Raw genomic sequence first — 14,858 nt, 5'->3', positions numbered from 1 at the left:
GTTTGGGTAAAAAAACAGCGAAAAAGCGTGGGTGGTCTATCTTATTTGTGAGAAAATACTGCACAGACTTGCACTTATCTGGCAGGGCAAATACAGTTAGAGAATAAAGTTTGCCGCGGTGGCAAGGTATTGGAACAACAGAGAATACAATGATGCAGGATTTGCGTCTGATATTAATCGTTGTTGGCGCGATCGCCATTATAGCGCTTCTTATTCACGGACTGTGGACCAGCCGTAAAGAGCGCTCTTCAGTGTTCCGCGATCGCCCGCACAAACGTTTGAAACAACGTGATGAACATGATGATGAGACCCTGACCGATGACGTAGCAGAAGGCGTCGGTGAAGTTCGTGTGCGCCACACGCGCGAACACCAGGAGCCTCATTTCGACAACACTCGCGTGCAGCCGGACGAGCCTGTCACAGCAGCGCGCGCGCGTCAGTCATCCACCGCCGGGCCTGACAGCGATCCGCTTTTTGCCCCAGCGCCAACGTCTGAACCTACGCCCCAGCAACGGCCCGCGCGCCAGCAGCCTACCTTTGTTGCCGCGCCTCCGGTACAGGCGGACCCTTTGCTGGATGCCGACCCGCTGGATACGGTGCAGCCTAATCCGGTTTACCAGGCGGCACCTGAGCCTGAGCCAGAAGTGGTTAGCCCGCCGCAGCCTAAGCAGCCCGAGTCCCGACCGGCGACCAGCAGCAAACCGAAAGAAGCCGTGTTGGTTCTGCATGTTGCCGCCCATTCTGGTGGTCAACTTAATGGTGAAGCGCTGTTACAGGGCATTTTGCAGGCCGGCTTCCAGTATGGCGAAATGAACATCTTCCATCGCCATCTCAGTCCGGCCGGAAGTGGCCCGGTGCTGTTTAGCCTGGCTAACATGGTCAAACCCGGTTCATTTAATCCAGACGAAATGACCGACTTCACTACGCCCGGCGTGTCCATTTTCATGATGGTGCCGTCGTATGGTGATGCGAATCAGAATTTCAAACTGATGCTGCAGTCGGCACAGCGCATTGCGGACGATGTCGGTGGCGTGGTACTTGATGACGAGCGCCGCATGATGACGCCGCAGAAACTGGAAACCTACAAAGCGCGTATCCGCGATGTGGTTGAATCCAGAGACTGATCCGCACTTTTCCAATTTGTTATGATAAACCCCCGCCTGTCGGGGGTTTTTTATCTGATGGGGTTATATGAAATCCGTCCAGGAACACATCACCGAACTGCGCACTACGCTGCGCCATCATGAATACCTTTATCACGTAATGGATGCGCCGGACGTTCCCGATGCGGAATACGACCGTTTGATGCGTGAACTGCGTGAGCTTGAAGAACAACATCCCGATCTGATTACCCCGGATTCACCGACGCAACGCGTGGGTGCTGCTCCGCTGATGGTGTTTGAGCAGGTACGTCATGAAGTTCCCATGCTGTCACTGGATAATGCCTTTGATGAAGCCAGCTTTAGAGCGTTCAACAAACGCGTGCAGGATCGTCTGAAAAGCAGCGATGATCTGGTTTACTGCTGCGAACTCAAACTGGATGGCCTGGCCGTCAGCCTCTTGTATGAAGATGGACTGTTAACCCGTGCCGCCACACGCGGAGACGGAACGACCGGCGAGAATATCACCACCAATGTGCGGACGATTCGCGCCATCCCGCTGCGGCTCAAAGGCGATAATATTCCCGCCCGCGTCGAAGTGCGCGGTGAAGTCTTTATGACCCAACGCGGTTTCGAAAAGCTGAACGCTGAAGCGCGCCGTACCGAGGGCAAAGTCTTTGCCAATCCGCGCAATGCGGCAGCGGGTTCCCTGCGCCAGCTTGATCCGCGAATCACCGCGAAACGACCACTGACCTTCTTTTGCTACGGGTTAGGTCTGCTGGAAGGGGGCGAGATGCCGCGCAGCCACATGGCGCGTCTGCAACAGTTTAAAGCCTGGGGTTTGCCCGTCAGCGATCGTATCCGTCTGGCTCATAATGCCGATGAGGCTCTGGCGTTTTATCACGACGTTGAAGCCCAGCGTACAGCGCTGGGGTTTGATATTGATGGCGTGGTGATCAAAGTCGATTCTCAGGATTTGCAGGAAAAACTGGGCTTTGTGGCCCGCGCGCCGCGTTGGGCGGTGGCCTTCAAGTTCCCCGCTCAGGAGCAGATGACCGTAGTGCGTGATGTCGAATTCCAGGTCGGCCGCACAGGGGCGATTACGCCTGTCGCCCGACTGGAGCCGGTGCAGGTGGCAGGCGTCATGGTCAGCAATGCCACCTTGCATAATGCGGACGAGATTGAACGGCTTGATCTGCGTATCGGCGATAAGGTGGTTATTCGCCGTGCCGGTGACGTTATCCCTCAGGTGGTGAATGTCATCGCCAGCGAACGTCCTGAGGATGCCCGTGAAATCGTGTTTCCTGCCCACTGTCCGGTCTGCGGGTCTGATGTGGAGCGCATCGAAGGCGAAGCCGTGACGCGCTGTACTGGTGGGTTGATCTGTGGCGCGCAGCGCAAAGAAGCGCTGAAGCATTTTGTGTCGCGCCGTGCCATGGATGTGGATGGCATGGGCGATAAGATCATCGATCAACTGGTGGAAAAAGAGTATGTCAAAACGCCAGCGGATCTGTTCCGTTTAACCCGTGAAACCCTGACCGGTCTGGATCGCATGGGCGCGAAATCAGCGCAGAACGTGGTCGATGCGTTAGAGAAGGCCAAATCCACCACGCTGGCGCGCTTCCTGTATGCACTGGGGATTCGTGAAGTCGGAGAAGCCACGGCGGCTAATCTGGCCAACCACTTTGGTGAGTTGCAGAAGGTGATGGACGCCGATCTTGATGCGTTGATTGCGGTGCAGGATGTCGGCACCGTCGTCGCTAAGCATGTCCGCAACTTTATGGAAGAAGAGAGCAATCGGGAAGTCATCCGTCAGTTGGTTGAGGATATTGGCATTCACTGGCCGCAAGTGGTAGTGGTAAAAGCCGAAGAGATTGACAGTCCATTTGCAGGCAAAACCGTGGTGCTCACAGGCTCGCTGTCACAGATGAACCGGGACGATGCCAAGGCCCGTCTTACCGAACTCGGCGCGAAAGTGAGCGGGAGTGTATCCAGGAAAACCGATTTGCTTATCGCTGGCGAAGCTGCCGGTTCAAAGCTGGTGAAGGCACAGGAACTGGGCATTGAGGTGATTGACGAGGCTGAAATGATTCGGTTATTGGGGGCCTGAAATGGACAAACAGTATCTGGTTGAGATTGCCAATACAGCCATGCCCTTTGGCAAATATAAAGGCCGGATGCTGATTGATTTGCCTGAACCCTATTTGCTGTGGTTTGCCCGCAGTGGTGATTTTCCGTCAGGGCGTTTAGGTGAGCTGATGCAGCTGACGCTGACCATTAAAATTGAAGGGCTGGAAGGGCTGGTGAAGCCCTTAAAGCGTGGTGAATAAGCACGCTGCCTCGTGGGTATCAAGCCAACGAGGCAGCGTTTGAGTTACTTCTGCGATTCCACCGCCGCCGCTTTTACTTTTTTAGCCTGCATGTCGTTGGTTTTCTTATAGCGCCCGGCTATAAACGAACACACCATTAACTGAACCTGATGAAAGATCATCAAGGGCAAAACGATGATGCCGACCGCACTGGCGGGGAACAGAATGTTCGCCATGGGCACGCCGTTTGCCAGGCTCTTTTTAGAACCACAGAACAGAACAACGATCTCATCCGGGCGGCTGAAGCCGAACAGACGAGAGGCAAAGTAGTTAATCAGCAGTACGATCGTCAGCAGCAGTACGCATCCCGCCAAAATCCACAGCAGCGTATCAACGCCCACGCGTTTCCAGATGCCGTTGACCACGGCTTCACTGAAGGCGGAATAAACGACTAACAGAATGGAGGTTTGATCGGTAATCCCAATCAGACCACGATGTCTTTCCACCCAGCCGCTAATCCAGCGACGCGACAGATGGCCCAGAACAAAAGGCACCAACAGCTGCAGCATGATTTTTCCCACCTGCTCCAGACCATCGCCCGGCCCGTTACTGTTGACGTCCATGACCAGATTCACCAGCAGCGGGGAGATAAATACGCCCAACAGGCTGGATGCCGATGCGCTACATACCGCGGCGGCAACGTTCCCGCCAGCCATCGAGGTAAAGGCAATCGCTGACTGCACGGTGGCAGGTAAGATACACAGATACAGGAAACCGGTATAAATCTCTGCGCCGACGTTTACCGGATGCCACCAGACAATTAGCATGCCGATAGCCGGGAACATCACAAACGTACTGCACATAATCCAGAGATGGAGACGCCAGTGGCTGCTACCGGCAATGATTTTTTCCCGCGATAGCTTGGCACCATGCATAAAGAAAAGCAGGGCAATCGCGGCGGTAGTGAGGTACTGGAAAACGTCAACGAAGCCGCCTCTGGCAGGAATAAAAGAGGCCAACAACACGGTGATGATAAGCTTAATCATCATTGGGTCTATACGTAAAAATCCCATCGTTACAATCCGGTTAAATTAAGTCTGTGAGGATTGTGCGCGATGCGGGTTTAGAAATAAAATTAATTTATTAGATTAATCTATGTGAGAAATCGATGAATTACTCTTTGCGTCAGCTACGCACCTTTGTTGCCGTTGCCCACTATGGCGGCTTTAGCCAGGCCGGGCAGGCTATTGGCCTGAGCCAGTCAGCGGTGAGCCACAGTATAAAAGAGTTGGAAAATGAAATCGGCGTTCGCCTGCTGGACCGTACGACGCGCGAAGTGGTCCTGACCGAGGCCGGACAGCAGCTGGCATCGCGCATGGAAAGGCTGCTGGAAGAGATGAATACGACGCTGCTTGATATTCGCAGCTACGGCGAACAACGCAGTGGGACGGTGAGAATCGCGGCCAGTCAGACCATTTCTGCGCACCTGATGCCGCAATGTCTTGCCGCCAGCCAGCATAGCTATCCTGATATTAAGATCATTTTGCACGATCGCGTTCAGCAATGGGTGTTAGAAAGTGTACGCAATGCTGAAGTCGATTTTGGGATCGTCATCGGCCCGCTTAATGACACGGATTTTGACTGCTGTGCGATTCTGGACGAACCTTTTCTGCTGTTGTGCCGGGAAGACGATCCGCTTGCCGAGGTAGCACTGGCGCAGTGGTCTATGTTGGACGGCAGGACGATGGTGCTGCAGGATTACGCTTCAGGCAGCCGGGTATTAATTGATGCGGCTTTACGCCAGCAGAACGTGAATATTAACGTAATCCAGGAAATCGGCCATCCCGCTACGCTTTTTCCCATGGTCGATGCGGGCATCGGGATCAGCATTTTACCGGCCCTGGCGTTACCGCTACCGGCAGGGCGCGCACTAACGGTACGGCGTCTCTATCCTGAGATCAATCGCACCCTGACATTAATTAAGCGTAAAAATCGCTCTTTAACGCCAGCGGCCGAAGCGATATGGCAGGAAGTGCGTCAGCAGGCAAGATTGCTGACGCAACAACGCGAATCCAGACCTGCGTTTTAAATATAAACGTCAAGTTGGTTGTTTTGCGTAGGGCGATTAACACCATCTGCAGGGGTAGTATTACCTTCTTTTTGCGCCTGCTTTGCTTCAGCTTTCTGTTGCTCTTTGCGTTGTAACTGCTGGATTTGCGCTTCTAAAACCTGGATTTGTGCCTTAATCGTATCTTGCTGCTTCTTTTTCTCCTCTGTGGTCATCGTCTTATCGTCGCCCAAACTTTTCAGTTGATCGTTGAGACGAGAAATCTGCTTATTCAGGCTGGCGATTTGTGATGCGGTATCACTTGAATTGACCGTGTCTGATGAACTGCCGCTTCCGATACTCGGTGTGCTGGTTAATATAGTTGTCATGAGGCTCTCCTTACAATTAGACGTTTTAGGTTATCGGACGTTAACAGGAAAAGCTTAATGTCTCTGAGTGTTAAATATGTGAAAAGATTCTTACATTCTTGCGTGAGGTTAAGGCGGGCAGGGAAGATGAGAGGTGACGACAGGTAAGATGGACCCGACTGTCATCTGAGCACAGAAAAGAAAAAGGGCGCCAGCGCTTTATGTGGAGAGGGAAGTTGGACAGGGTTTCTCCCGTCCGGGCCTCACCCTTCGGGTGATGCTGGCGCATCAGCCTGAACCGCTTTGCGATTCAGTCGAACCTGCCAGCAGGTTCTCATCCCGCACGTTTTACGCATAGCAAAAAGGCGCCTTTAGGGCGCCTTTCAACATTGGTGGGTCGTGCAGGATTGCCTCGGCCCGGTGGGCCTCGCCCTTCGGGTGATGCTGGCGCATCAGCCTGAACCGCTTTGCGATTCAGTCGAACCTGCGGCAGGTTCTCATCCCGCACGTTTTGCGCACAGCAAAAAGGCGCCTTTAGGGCGCCTTTCAACATTGGTGGGTCGTGCAGGATTCGAACCTGCGACCAATTGATTAAAAGTCAACTGCTCTACCAACTGAGCTAACGACCCGAAGTGGTGGGTGATGACGGGTTCGAACCGCCGACCCCCTCCTTGTAAGGGAGATGCTCTACCAACTGAGCTAATCACCCACTTCGGTACTGCTTCACAAGAGTGTCATCTGACTAAGATATGGTGGGTGATGACGGGTTCGAACCGCCGACCCCCTCCTTGTAAGGGAGATGCTCTACCAACTGAGCTAATCACCCATATCTTATCTCTTGCACACTGCGGGCCATCTTAAACCTTGTTAAGAGTGGTGGGTGATGACGGGTTCGAACCGCCGACCCCCTCCTTGTAAGGGAGATGCTCTACCAACTGAGCTAATCACCCCCGCTGTGTGGAGTCGCATTATAGGGATAGTTGATTTTGAGTCAACGCTTTTTAAAACATAATTGTGCGTTCGGTTTAATTTTAAACATCCCGTAGCGATTTTATCCAATGTGCTGGTTTTCTTAGCAGAAATATAGGGTTTGCTGGCGCTCAGCTGCCTTGCATGCATTGAGGATTCATCATCAGATGCTAGAATATGCGCACTCTTTTCGCGTCTAACCTGTTTTTTGTCATCCAGACAACGAACCTGCGCATTTAAGGCAATACTGAATGAAAATCAAAACTCGCTTCGCGCCAAGCCCCACCGGCTTCTTACATGTAGGTGGCGCGCGTACTGCCCTCTACTCATGGCTCTTTGCCCGTCATCATCAGGGCGAGTTTGTGCTGCGCATTGAAGATACCGATCTTGAGCGTTCAACACCGGAAGCCATTGAAGCCATTATGGATGGGATGAACTGGCTGAGCCTGGATTGGGATGAAGGTCCCTATTACCAGACTAAACGTTTCGATCGCTATAACGCCGTTATTGATGAAATGCAGGAAGCGGGTACGGCTTATAAATGTTACTGCTCCAGAGAGCGTCTGGAAGCGCTGCGTGAAACGCAAATGGCTAACGGTGAAAAACCGCGTTACGACGGCCGTTGCCGCGACAGCCATGAACATCATGCCGATGATGAACCGCATGTGGTGCGTTTCCGTAATCCACAAGAGGGATCGGTTATTTTTGATGACCAGATTCGTGGCCCGATTGAGTTCAGCAATCAGGAGCTTGACGATCTGATCATCCGTCGCACCGATGGCTCACCGACGTATAACTTCTGCGTCGTGGTCGACGACTGGGATATGGGCATTACCCATGTTGTGCGTGGTGAAGATCACATCAACAACACCCCGCGCCAGATCAATATTCTCAAGGCTATCGGTGCACAGGTACCGGTTTATGCCCACGTTTCTATGATCCTGGGCGACGACGGTAAAAAACTGTCTAAGCGACATGGTGCGGTAGGCGTCATGCAATACCGTGATGACGGCTATCTGCCAGAAGCCTTGCTTAACTATTTAGTCCGTCTGGGCTGGTCTCATGGCGATCAGGAAATCTTCTCTGTCAAAGAAATGACAGCGCTGTTTAGCCTGGACGCGGTCAGTAAGTCCGCCAGCGCCTTTAATACCGAAAAGCTGCAGTGGTTAAATCATCACTACATCAACGCGCTGCCGCCAGAGTATGTGGCAACACATCTGCAATGGCACATTGAACAGCAGAATATTGATACCCGCACTGGCCCGGAGCTGGCGAAGCTGGTGACCTTGCTCGGTGAACGCTGTAAGACGCTGAAAGAGATGGCGGCGTCCTGCCACTATTTTTATCAGGACTTTTCAGAATTCGATGCCGATGCCGCGAAAAAGCATCTGCGTCCGGTTGCACGTCAACCGCTGGAAGTGGTTCGCGATAAACTGGCTGCATTGACTGACTGGAATGCCGAAACCGTGCATCAGGCGATTCAGCAGAGCGCGGATGAGCTGGGCGTAGGCATGGGTAAAGTGGGAATGCCACTGCGCGTTGCCGTGACCGGCGCAGGTCAGTCCCCAGGACTGGATGTCACGGTGGAAGCGATTGGTCGCACCCGCAGTGTCGCGCGTATTGAAAAAGCGCTGGCCTTTATTGCCGAGCGCGAAGCACAGAACTAATAAAAAAACCGGAAGCATTACGCTTCCGGTTTCTTACTCTTCACTAATCCCCAGACGGCCGAGTACACCTTTAATCCCTTCCCGCAGAATCAACGCCGTAAGCTGATCTTGTTCATTCTGACTCATTTGCTGGACAGAGCTTATCAATAACGCAGGTAAAGAATTCGCTGGAGGCGTGTAATTTGCCGTGGGTTCATTAAGATTGCGCGTCGACTGAATGAAACTTTTCACGCGTTCATCAATATGAATCAGTCTTGCTTTTCCGCCCTGAACACCCGGCTTTGGCGTGGTCGTCCAGTTCTCGCGTTTGATCCATTTGTTCACCGTCTGCCGACTGTAGCCCGTTTCGATTGCCAGTTCTTCCGGAGTTAGCCATTCCTTTTTCACGATGCTGTCCCTGTTAAATACATTAGCCATACATATTACAGCAAATCGTAACGCGTGAAAGTAACTGGAAACGAAATTGCCTTTTGTCTCTCAACAAAAGGCAAAGAAAGTTTATTGCGCGGTGCGTGGCTGCTCGGCAGCGGGGCGGAAAGCGAGGAAGTAAGCCAGACCAACGAAGACGGCACCGCCAACGGCGTTACCTAAGAATACCGCCACGAAGTTGGGGAAATATTCAGCCCAGCTCATCTGTCCGGCGAAAATCGCAGCAGGGATGATGAACATGTTCGCGACAACGTGCTGGAAGCCGATGGCGACGAACGCCATAACCGGGAACCACATAGCGAAAATTTTGCCTACCACGTCTTTACTGGCGAATGCCAGCCACACGGCAAGACATACCAGCCAGTTACAGCCGATGCCAGAGATAAAGGCGTGCAGGAAATCGGCATGCACTTTTGCGTTAGCAATAGCCAATGTCTTTTTCAGGTAGTCGCCTTCGGTCATGGCCAGCATATGCCCAAAGAACCAGGCGATAGCGATGCTGCCAAGGAAGTTCGCAATGGTTACCCAGAACCAGTTACGTAATACGCTGTAGCCACTTACGCGGCGTGCAAACCAGGCAACAGGCAACGTCATCATATTGCCGGTTAACAGCTCGCCACCGGCCAGAATGGTCAGGATTAAACCGACCGGGAACACCGCAGCACCTAGAAAGCCGCCAAATGAACCCCAGTCCGCTGGGAGTGAGTTGATAACGTGGACATCCAACAAGAAGCCTGTAGCGATGAAGGCACCTGCCATGAAGCCAAGAATAATTAAGGAACTAATGGAGGCATGGCTTTTTGCCACGCCAGCCTGAATCGCCAGTTGGGCGATCTCTTTGGGTGTATGCAGCGACATATATTCTCTATTGATTTTAGTATTGGAGCGAAAACGCCTGGTTGAAGAACGGTGCGCTGGAGAAAACCATGCAGCCGTATTACATAGCGGGCTAAGTTTTACACGACATTACAGGGAAGACAAGATAATTCCTATAACATATTTAACCGCGTATTAACCTAGCAGCCGATAAAAAATTACTAATCAAACCCAGGCTCCTTTCATGATGTTAACAAGGGCAAGAGAGAAACAAACGCCCGTCATCACGCTGAGTTTGCCGTCTTTTTCAGCGATCAAACACAGAATGTGATTTTGCCGTTGACACTCCATGGGGGGTTTCATATTATGCCGTCCGTCGCTTAACACGACGGTTTTTTCGGTACGGGGCTATAGCTCAGCTGGGAGAGCGCTTGCATGGCATGCAAGAGGTCAGCGGTTCGATCCCGCTTAGCTCCACCAAACTTCTTCCCAAAAGTTTGGCACTGAAAAAACGATTTCCAGATGTGGGGGTATAGCTCAGCTGGGAGAGCGCTTGCATGGCATGCAAGAGGTCAGCGGTTCGATCCCGCTTATCTCCACCAATCATTTCTTGTTTTCAAATCAATACGTTAATAGATTTCGAGTGAGTGACTTTACTCATACACTGCCACAGTGGTGTTAGTGGCAATTTGTGAGAATAACATCACTGTGGCCTGTAGTTAATAGCTCGAACAGGTAGCAATTCAAAACTCGAAAGCTAATGACGTGCCTCCGTCTCAAAACACTTCTTACAAAACAGTCTGATCACACGCATTTTAAGCCCGATGTGCGGCCTTTTATGGCCCTAAACAGGCTTATGGTGGTTGATTCTGGTAGCTACAGTTCCGGCTCTGCCAGCGTTTCGCTCACGCTTCTAAGAAATACACAAACATCCTGATAAGTTGTGGTCATTCTGGACAATTGATGAAGTCGCTACGCTCCCGTTATTGCCTTACCGCCAACGGGGCTGTATGGCTTCTATTGTCTTTTTATGATGGGGCTTTATGATAAGTCATCCTTATCGTTAGGGTGTGTGTTGAAGGAGCCAAATATGGCATTAAAAGGAAAGTTCACTGTTAATGATGCAGACTACTCCCCTCTGCTAATGTATGGCGTAGGAACGTTTATGGCCTTCTCTGGTAATGGCGAATACCGCAACAGTGCAGGATGTATTGCAGTTCCAGATAATGGGCCAATACCTGACGGTCTATATCACATCGTTAAACGCCCAACAGGTGGTTGGAAAGGTGTTGTCAGAACTGACTTACACGATTTTTACTCGTGGCCTACTTCAACACCCGTTATTAAGTATGAATGGTTTGCTTTGTATCGTGATGATGGAAAGATAGACGATCATACCTGGATAAATAACGTAGAAAGAGGGAATTTTAGGCTTCACCCTCGCGGCCCTCTTGGAATTTCTTTAGGCTGCATTACCCTACAGCACAAAACCGATTTTACAGCCATAAGGCAAGCATTGCTCTCTACACCGCAAGTGAAATTACGTAATGGGCTGATGTCGTTTGGAACAATCGAGGTGGTTTTAAATGGAAGCAAAACGTGTCCCAACGGGGTTTAGAATCCTGATCGGAGTTGCTATTTTTATTATTACATTCTTGATAGCCAGACCTTCAGATCCCTCAACGCCGGGACAACAACAATTCTGGATTGCTGTGGCTAAAATCTTTGGCCAGCGTGACATTGAAGGCTTTGTTGGGATTGGATTGTTAGTGATTTGCACCTTAGTAACCGTGATTGGCTATCAGGTGATTGTTAGACTAATAGAGAAGAAACTCAACAGCATCCCGTGAATGTAGAAGATGCCCTGACTGGTTGGCAGAACTGTCCCTATATTAGGCTGGGTTATGGTCGCCTCAGACGTATCAAAAATTGCCTTCAATGCCATGACCAACTACAACCCTATAGCACGAGGTGATGATAAGTTATGGTAACTGATGAGCAAGTTTTAGATTTCTTCCGGCAAAAATTGCCGCAAATAAGAACGTTCAGCTTCAAAATCGTTCCACTTGAAATCAATGACCCGTTACAGGAATACGCAGAACTTGATGATTTGGTTGAAGCTATAGATCAGTATTCTGACCAATTTAATATTGATGTTTCAACGTTGAATATTGATAATTACTATCCCTGGACGACGCCTTGGTTTTTTCGTGCGTGGTTTAAAAAAGAGCCAGTAAAACAACACAGGCAGCCTTTAACAGTAAAAATGTTTGCTGAGTCAGCTAAAGCGGGAACGTGGTTGTATCAATGATAGCCATATAAAAGTTTTAATTATTAATGTGTTAGTATTTCTCTGTGCGATTGTAAATAATGAAATGGGATAAGTCATGGCTTTCGCGTTCAAGAAATGGCAAGTGGTATTATGAAAAGTCTGATTCACGCGCCTGGGGAAATAAGGTCTCTCTAACAGATTATAATTTCACGTTAATAGGTGGTGAAAAATATATCTATCAATAAGTAATTCATTTTTCTGTTTGAGTTTCCTTCAATGCAGGAAATAGTAAAGTGTTACCATGCCAATATATCTTTATTTTCATTGTTGAATCTTAATGTAATCATAGTTGTTATTTTTTAAACGTATTTATGATTGGGCCGCTTATAGGGTAAAGTTTCCAGATGTGGGGGGAAGCTACTTAGCTAACTTACTGAAAAGTAATTTTATAGCTCAGCTGGGAGAGCGCTTGCATGGCATGCAAGAGGTCAGCGGTTCGATCCCGCTTATCGCCTCCTGACATCTTTCAACTGCACTGCGTTGCATTCTCATTCCACTTAACGCCTGGATTCCGCCCCCGTTCAACCTAATTGCTGCAACAGCCATCGACTGAAATCATTAAGGCGTGAAGTAAATTCCGCAACAGTTGCCTGTGGCGTCTTGCTCTCTGCTAAAAAGAAGGTGATCGCGTCTTCACGTTCCGGATAAAGCGCAACGAATCGCACAACATGATCCTCCAGGCTGCGTGGCCAGTCGATATCGTTATCTGTGCGTAACATATTGGTTGAGCGAATCAGTTTTCTGGCCGCCGCGCGCTGATATTGCTGCTGCTCATGAGCCTGGCTGGCGCGGGATAATAACGTGGCATAGCCACTCAATACCGCTGCGACATCACCGTTTATTGCCCGTGCCAACGCGCGGGACGGGCGGAAACGTTCAAAGTACACAGAGAGATCCTGGCCATAGAGGCAGCGGCAGTGGTGCTTTAACCAGTAGCCCCAGGAAAGGCGGTTTTCCGGCGCGAGTGCCTCATTGACCGTGCCGATATCAAAATCGACTTTACTCACCACAGGATGCTCTTCCGCCAGCGCCTCTTTTAACGCTGACAGTCTGGCTTGCTGCTCTTGCCGGAGTGGATGGCTGAAGAGTAAACACAGATCTAAATCCGATCTGCACTTGACGGCGTTTCCGCACGCCACGCTACCGTAAAGATAAATGCTGTGCAGGCCATCCCGATAGTCAGCGCTCAGACGGGCCACAGCTGCGTTGACGACAGCCTGAAACGCCGGCTGAACGTCAGCTGTCGCTAGCGTGGGGATGTAGCTGTCGGGGTCCAGACTCATCATGGCTCCTGTCAAACAAACATAACCGGTGGAAAGAGGGGATTCGCTCTGGATTATAATCGGGGCGCGCTCCCACTAGTCGGGCAGTATTGATGAGTGTGGTAAGCGCGATCAAGCGTTGTGTCTGAACACATGCCAGCGGGCAGGCGCAAACAGGCGGGATAAAGACAAAAAAGGCGAGTCATTTGACTCGCCTTAATGTTTTGCAGAGCGCTAACTCAGAATGCCAGTACCAGGCCTGCAATCGCCGCAGACAGCACGCTGACCAGGGTTGAGCCGTACAGCAGTTTCAAACCAAAGCGTGAAACCACGTTACCTTGCTCTTCGTTCAGGCCCTTGATCGCACCGGCAACGATACCGATAGACGAGAAGTTAGCGAACGAGACCAGGAACACCGACAGGATGCCTTCTGCATTGGGTGACAGCTGACCGGCAACTTTCTGCAGATCCATCATAGCCACAAACTCATTGGAAACCAGTTTCGTTGCCATGATGCTGCCAACCTGCAGCGCTTCGCCAGACGGCACGCCCATTACCCAGGCAAACGGATAGAAGACATAACCCAGCACGCCCTGGAAGGTGACACCGAAAATGAAGTCAAACAGCGCGTTCAGGCCGGAAATCAGTGCGATAAAACCAATCAGCATGGCCGCAACGATAATGGCGACGCGGAAACCAGCAAGAATGTATTCGCCCAGCATCTCAAAGAAGCTCTGACCCTGATGCAGGTCCTGCAACTGCAGATCTTCTTCGCTGTCTACGCGGTAAGGGTTAATGAGCGACAGCACAATAAAGGTACTGAACATATTCAGCACCAGCGCCGCGACCACATACTTAGGCTGCAGCATGGTCATGTAAGCACCCACGATAGACATAGAAACCGTCGACATCGCGGTTGCCGCCATGGTGTACATACGACGTTGTGACATCTTGCCCAGGATATCTTTGTACGCGATAAAGTTCTCAGACTGTCCCAAAATCAGAGAGCTTACGGCGTTAAACGATTCCAGTTTGCCCATTCCGTTAATCTTGGACAGCACAGTACCGATACCGCGAATCACCCATGGCAGGATGCGGAAGTGCTGGAGAATACCGATCAGCGCCGAGATGAAGACAATGGGGCACAGCACGTTCAGGAAGAAGAAGGCGAGGCCTTTATCATTCATGTTGCCGAAGACGAAATTAGTGCCCTGAGCCGCATATTTCAGAAGATGATCGAAGAAACCGGCAAATCCTTTGACGAAGCCCAGACCGGCTTCCGAGTTCAGGAAGAACCATGCCAGAATGATTTCGATGACCAGAAGCTGTACGATGTAGCGAATTCGAATACTTTTTCTGTCGTGGCTGACCAGCAAGGCCAGCACACCGACAACCACTAGTGCTAAAAGAAACTGCAAAATATGGGACATGATTGCTCCAAATTTGAGGAGGATTGTATTTTGCTGCGTATTCTATGTAACGGCTTACCGAAAAACGAGATCTCTACCACAATATAAGTATTCAATATCGCCAAATTTCTCAGAAAACTCTCACCGATC

14 protein-coding genes, 6 tRNA genes, 2 other RNA genes and 1 pseudogene are annotated in these 14,858 nt (G+C 50.7%); 11 read left to right on the top strand and 12 right to left on the bottom strand.

What is annotated here, in order from left to right; all coding sequences use genetic code 11:
- Positions 1-149 precede the first annotated feature (149 nt).
- The 3 genes from zipA to A6A26_RS20615 all read left to right on the top strand — a co-directional run bounded on the left by zipA (position 150) and on the right by A6A26_RS20615 (position 3,430).
- Positions 150-1,124: a cell division protein ZipA gene (gene zipA, locus A6A26_RS20625; protein WP_063880464.1), complete on the top strand. Its 975-nt coding sequence runs from the start codon at positions 150-152 to the stop codon at positions 1,122-1,124.
- Positions 1,125-1,191: 67 nt separating this feature from the next.
- Entirely contained in the window at positions 1,192-3,210 is a 2,019-nt protein-coding gene (ligA, locus tag A6A26_RS20620) for an NAD-dependent DNA ligase LigA (RefSeq protein WP_063880463.1), read from the top strand.
- Between the two features lies 1 nt (position 3,211).
- Entirely contained in the window at positions 3,212-3,430 is a 219-nt protein-coding gene (locus A6A26_RS20615; RefSeq protein ID WP_063880462.1) for a DUF3820 family protein, read from the top strand.
- Positions 3,431-3,474: 44 nt separating this feature from the next.
- On the opposite strand, the gene A6A26_RS20610 is transcribed toward A6A26_RS20615, so the two are convergent.
- On the bottom strand, positions 3,475-4,482 hold the full coding sequence (locus tag A6A26_RS20610) for a bile acid:sodium symporter family protein (protein ID WP_063880461.1): 1,008 nt from the start codon (positions 4,480-4,482) through the stop codon (positions 3,475-3,477).
- A gap of 95 nt (positions 4,483-4,577) precedes the next feature.
- Between A6A26_RS20610 and A6A26_RS20605 the strand changes: the two genes are divergently transcribed.
- Positions 4,578-5,498 (top strand): LysR family transcriptional regulator, encoded by a 921-nt coding sequence (locus tag A6A26_RS20605; RefSeq protein ID WP_063880460.1) that lies wholly within the window; start codon positions 4,578-4,580, stop codon positions 5,496-5,498.
- Here A6A26_RS20605 and A6A26_RS20600 read toward each other — a convergent pair.
- The 7 genes from A6A26_RS20600 to A6A26_RS20570 all read right to left on the bottom strand — a co-directional run bounded on the left by A6A26_RS20600 (position 5,495) and on the right by A6A26_RS20570 (position 6,774).
- Positions 5,495-5,845, bottom strand: coding sequence for a FlxA-like family protein (locus A6A26_RS20600; protein ID WP_063880459.1), 351 nt, complete (start codon positions 5,843-5,845; stop codon positions 5,495-5,497). The genes A6A26_RS20605 and A6A26_RS20600 overlap by 4 nt on opposite strands.
- 208 nt (positions 5,846-6,053) lie before the next feature.
- Positions 6,054-6,183: non-coding RNA, RtT sRNA (locus A6A26_RS20595), on the bottom strand.
- Positions 6,184-6,214: 31 nt separating this feature from the next.
- Positions 6,215-6,346, bottom strand: a non-coding RNA gene (locus A6A26_RS20590) — RtT sRNA.
- Positions 6,347-6,377: 31 nt separating this feature from the next.
- A tRNA-Lys gene (locus A6A26_RS20585) sits at positions 6,378-6,453 on the bottom strand.
- 4 nt (positions 6,454-6,457) lie between these two features.
- A tRNA-Val gene (locus A6A26_RS20580) sits at positions 6,458-6,533 on the bottom strand.
- Between the two features lie 41 nt (positions 6,534-6,574).
- Positions 6,575-6,650, bottom strand: a tRNA-Val gene (locus A6A26_RS20575).
- Between the two features lie 48 nt (positions 6,651-6,698).
- A tRNA-Val gene (locus tag A6A26_RS20570) sits at positions 6,699-6,774 on the bottom strand.
- A gap of 270 nt (positions 6,775-7,044) precedes the next feature.
- Here A6A26_RS20570 and gltX point away from each other — a divergent pair.
- Complete coding sequence (gene gltX / locus A6A26_RS20565; protein WP_063880458.1) at positions 7,045-8,460, top strand: glutamate--tRNA ligase; 1,416 nt, start codon at positions 7,045-7,047, stop codon at positions 8,458-8,460.
- A 33-nt stretch (positions 8,461-8,493) separates the two neighbouring features.
- Here gltX and A6A26_RS20560 read toward each other — a convergent pair whose 3' ends face one another.
- Together A6A26_RS20560 and A6A26_RS20555 are read right to left on the bottom strand one after the other, a co-directional pair.
- Positions 8,494-8,847, bottom strand: coding sequence for a YfeC-like transcriptional regulator (locus A6A26_RS20560; RefSeq protein WP_063880457.1), 354 nt, complete (start codon positions 8,845-8,847; stop codon positions 8,494-8,496).
- Between the two features lie 111 nt (positions 8,848-8,958).
- On the bottom strand, positions 8,959-9,747 hold the full coding sequence (locus tag A6A26_RS20555) for a formate/nitrite transporter family protein (RefSeq protein WP_063880456.1): 789 nt from the start codon (positions 9,745-9,747) through the stop codon (positions 8,959-8,961).
- 362 nt (positions 9,748-10,109) lie between these two features.
- Between A6A26_RS20555 and A6A26_RS20550 the strand changes: the two genes are divergently transcribed.
- The 6 genes and pseudogenes from A6A26_RS20550 to A6A26_RS20530 all read left to right on the top strand — a co-directional run bounded on the left by A6A26_RS20550 (position 10,110) and on the right by A6A26_RS20530 (position 12,016).
- Positions 10,110-10,185: transfer RNA gene (locus A6A26_RS20550), tRNA-Ala, on the top strand.
- A gap of 46 nt (positions 10,186-10,231) precedes the next feature.
- Positions 10,232-10,307: transfer RNA gene (locus tag A6A26_RS20545), tRNA-Ala, on the top strand.
- A 488-nt stretch (positions 10,308-10,795) separates the two neighbouring features.
- Complete coding sequence (locus A6A26_RS25005) at positions 10,796-11,323, top strand: DUF2778 domain-containing protein (RefSeq protein WP_074181028.1); 528 nt, start codon at positions 10,796-10,798, stop codon at positions 11,321-11,323.
- Positions 11,292-11,555 (top strand): hypothetical protein, encoded by a 264-nt coding sequence (locus A6A26_RS20535; protein ID WP_063880454.1) that lies wholly within the window; start codon positions 11,292-11,294, stop codon positions 11,553-11,555. Before A6A26_RS25005 ends, A6A26_RS20535 begins: the two co-directional genes overlap by 32 nt.
- A 21-nt stretch (positions 11,556-11,576) precedes the next feature.
- A pseudogene (locus A6A26_RS26340) lies at positions 11,577-11,696 on the top strand (STM2901 family protein); the annotation flags it as partial.
- Positions 11,690-12,016: a DUF1493 family protein gene (locus tag A6A26_RS20530; protein ID WP_063880453.1), complete on the top strand. Its 327-nt coding sequence runs from the start codon at positions 11,690-11,692 to the stop codon at positions 12,014-12,016. The pseudogene A6A26_RS26340 and the gene A6A26_RS20530, both read left to right, overlap by 7 nt.
- Positions 12,017-12,558: 542 nt before the next feature.
- Here the strand turns inward: A6A26_RS20530 and A6A26_RS20520 are convergent.
- Positions 12,559-13,323 (bottom strand): nucleotidyltransferase domain-containing protein, encoded by a 765-nt coding sequence (locus tag A6A26_RS20520; RefSeq protein WP_253851912.1) that lies wholly within the window; start codon positions 13,321-13,323, stop codon positions 12,559-12,561.
- Positions 13,324-13,538: 215 nt separating this feature from the next.
- A complete protein-coding gene (locus tag A6A26_RS20515; protein WP_063880451.1) occupies positions 13,539-14,729 on the bottom strand; it encodes a NupC/NupG family nucleoside CNT transporter in 1,191 nt (396 codons plus the stop codon).
- Between the last annotated feature and the right edge of the window lie 129 nt (positions 14,730-14,858).

Source organism: Pantoea sp. OXWO6B1, from assembly GCF_001641135.1.
GTDB classification, from domain to species: Bacteria; Pseudomonadota; Gammaproteobacteria; order Enterobacterales; family Enterobacteriaceae; genus Pantoea; species Pantoea allii.
The sequence above is the reverse complement of the archived record's forward strand: the minus strand, read 5'-3'. Positions and strand labels throughout refer to the sequence as shown.

What these genes read in the sequence shown, in the direction of transcription:
- ligA (WP_063880463.1), top strand. Translation starts at nt 1,192, where the DNA reads ATGAAATCCGTCCAGGAACACATCACCGAACTGCGCACTACGCTGCGC.
- A6A26_RS20610 (WP_063880461.1), bottom strand. Translation starts at nt 4,482, where the DNA reads ATGGGATTTTTACGTATAGACCCAATGATGATTAAGCTTATCATCACC.
- A6A26_RS25005 (WP_074181028.1), top strand. Translation starts at nt 10,796, where the DNA reads ATGGCATTAAAAGGAAAGTTCACTGTTAATGATGCAGACTACTCCCCT.
- A6A26_RS20555 (WP_063880456.1), bottom strand. Translation starts at nt 9,747, where the DNA reads ATGTCGCTGCATACACCCAAAGAGATCGCCCAACTGGCGATTCAGGCT.
- zipA (WP_063880464.1), top strand. Translation starts at nt 150, where the DNA reads ATGATGCAGGATTTGCGTCTGATATTAATCGTTGTTGGCGCGATCGCC.
- A6A26_RS20530 (WP_063880453.1), top strand. Translation starts at nt 11,690, where the DNA reads ATGGTAACTGATGAGCAAGTTTTAGATTTCTTCCGGCAAAAATTGCCG.
- gltX (WP_063880458.1), top strand. Translation starts at nt 7,045, where the DNA reads ATGAAAATCAAAACTCGCTTCGCGCCAAGCCCCACCGGCTTCTTACAT.
- A6A26_RS20615 (WP_063880462.1), top strand. Translation starts at nt 3,212, where the DNA reads ATGGACAAACAGTATCTGGTTGAGATTGCCAATACAGCCATGCCCTTT.
- A6A26_RS20520 (WP_253851912.1), bottom strand. Translation starts at nt 13,323, where the DNA reads ATGATGAGTCTGGACCCCGACAGCTACATCCCCACGCTAGCGACAGCT.
- A6A26_RS20515 (WP_063880451.1), bottom strand. Translation starts at nt 14,729, where the DNA reads ATGTCCCATATTTTGCAGTTTCTTTTAGCACTAGTGGTTGTCGGTGTG.
- A6A26_RS20600 (WP_063880459.1), bottom strand. Translation starts at nt 5,845, where the DNA reads ATGACAACTATATTAACCAGCACACCGAGTATCGGAAGCGGCAGTTCA.
- A6A26_RS20535 (WP_063880454.1), top strand. Translation starts at nt 11,292, where the DNA reads ATGGAAGCAAAACGTGTCCCAACGGGGTTTAGAATCCTGATCGGAGTT.
- A6A26_RS20605 (WP_063880460.1), top strand. Translation starts at nt 4,578, where the DNA reads ATGAATTACTCTTTGCGTCAGCTACGCACCTTTGTTGCCGTTGCCCAC.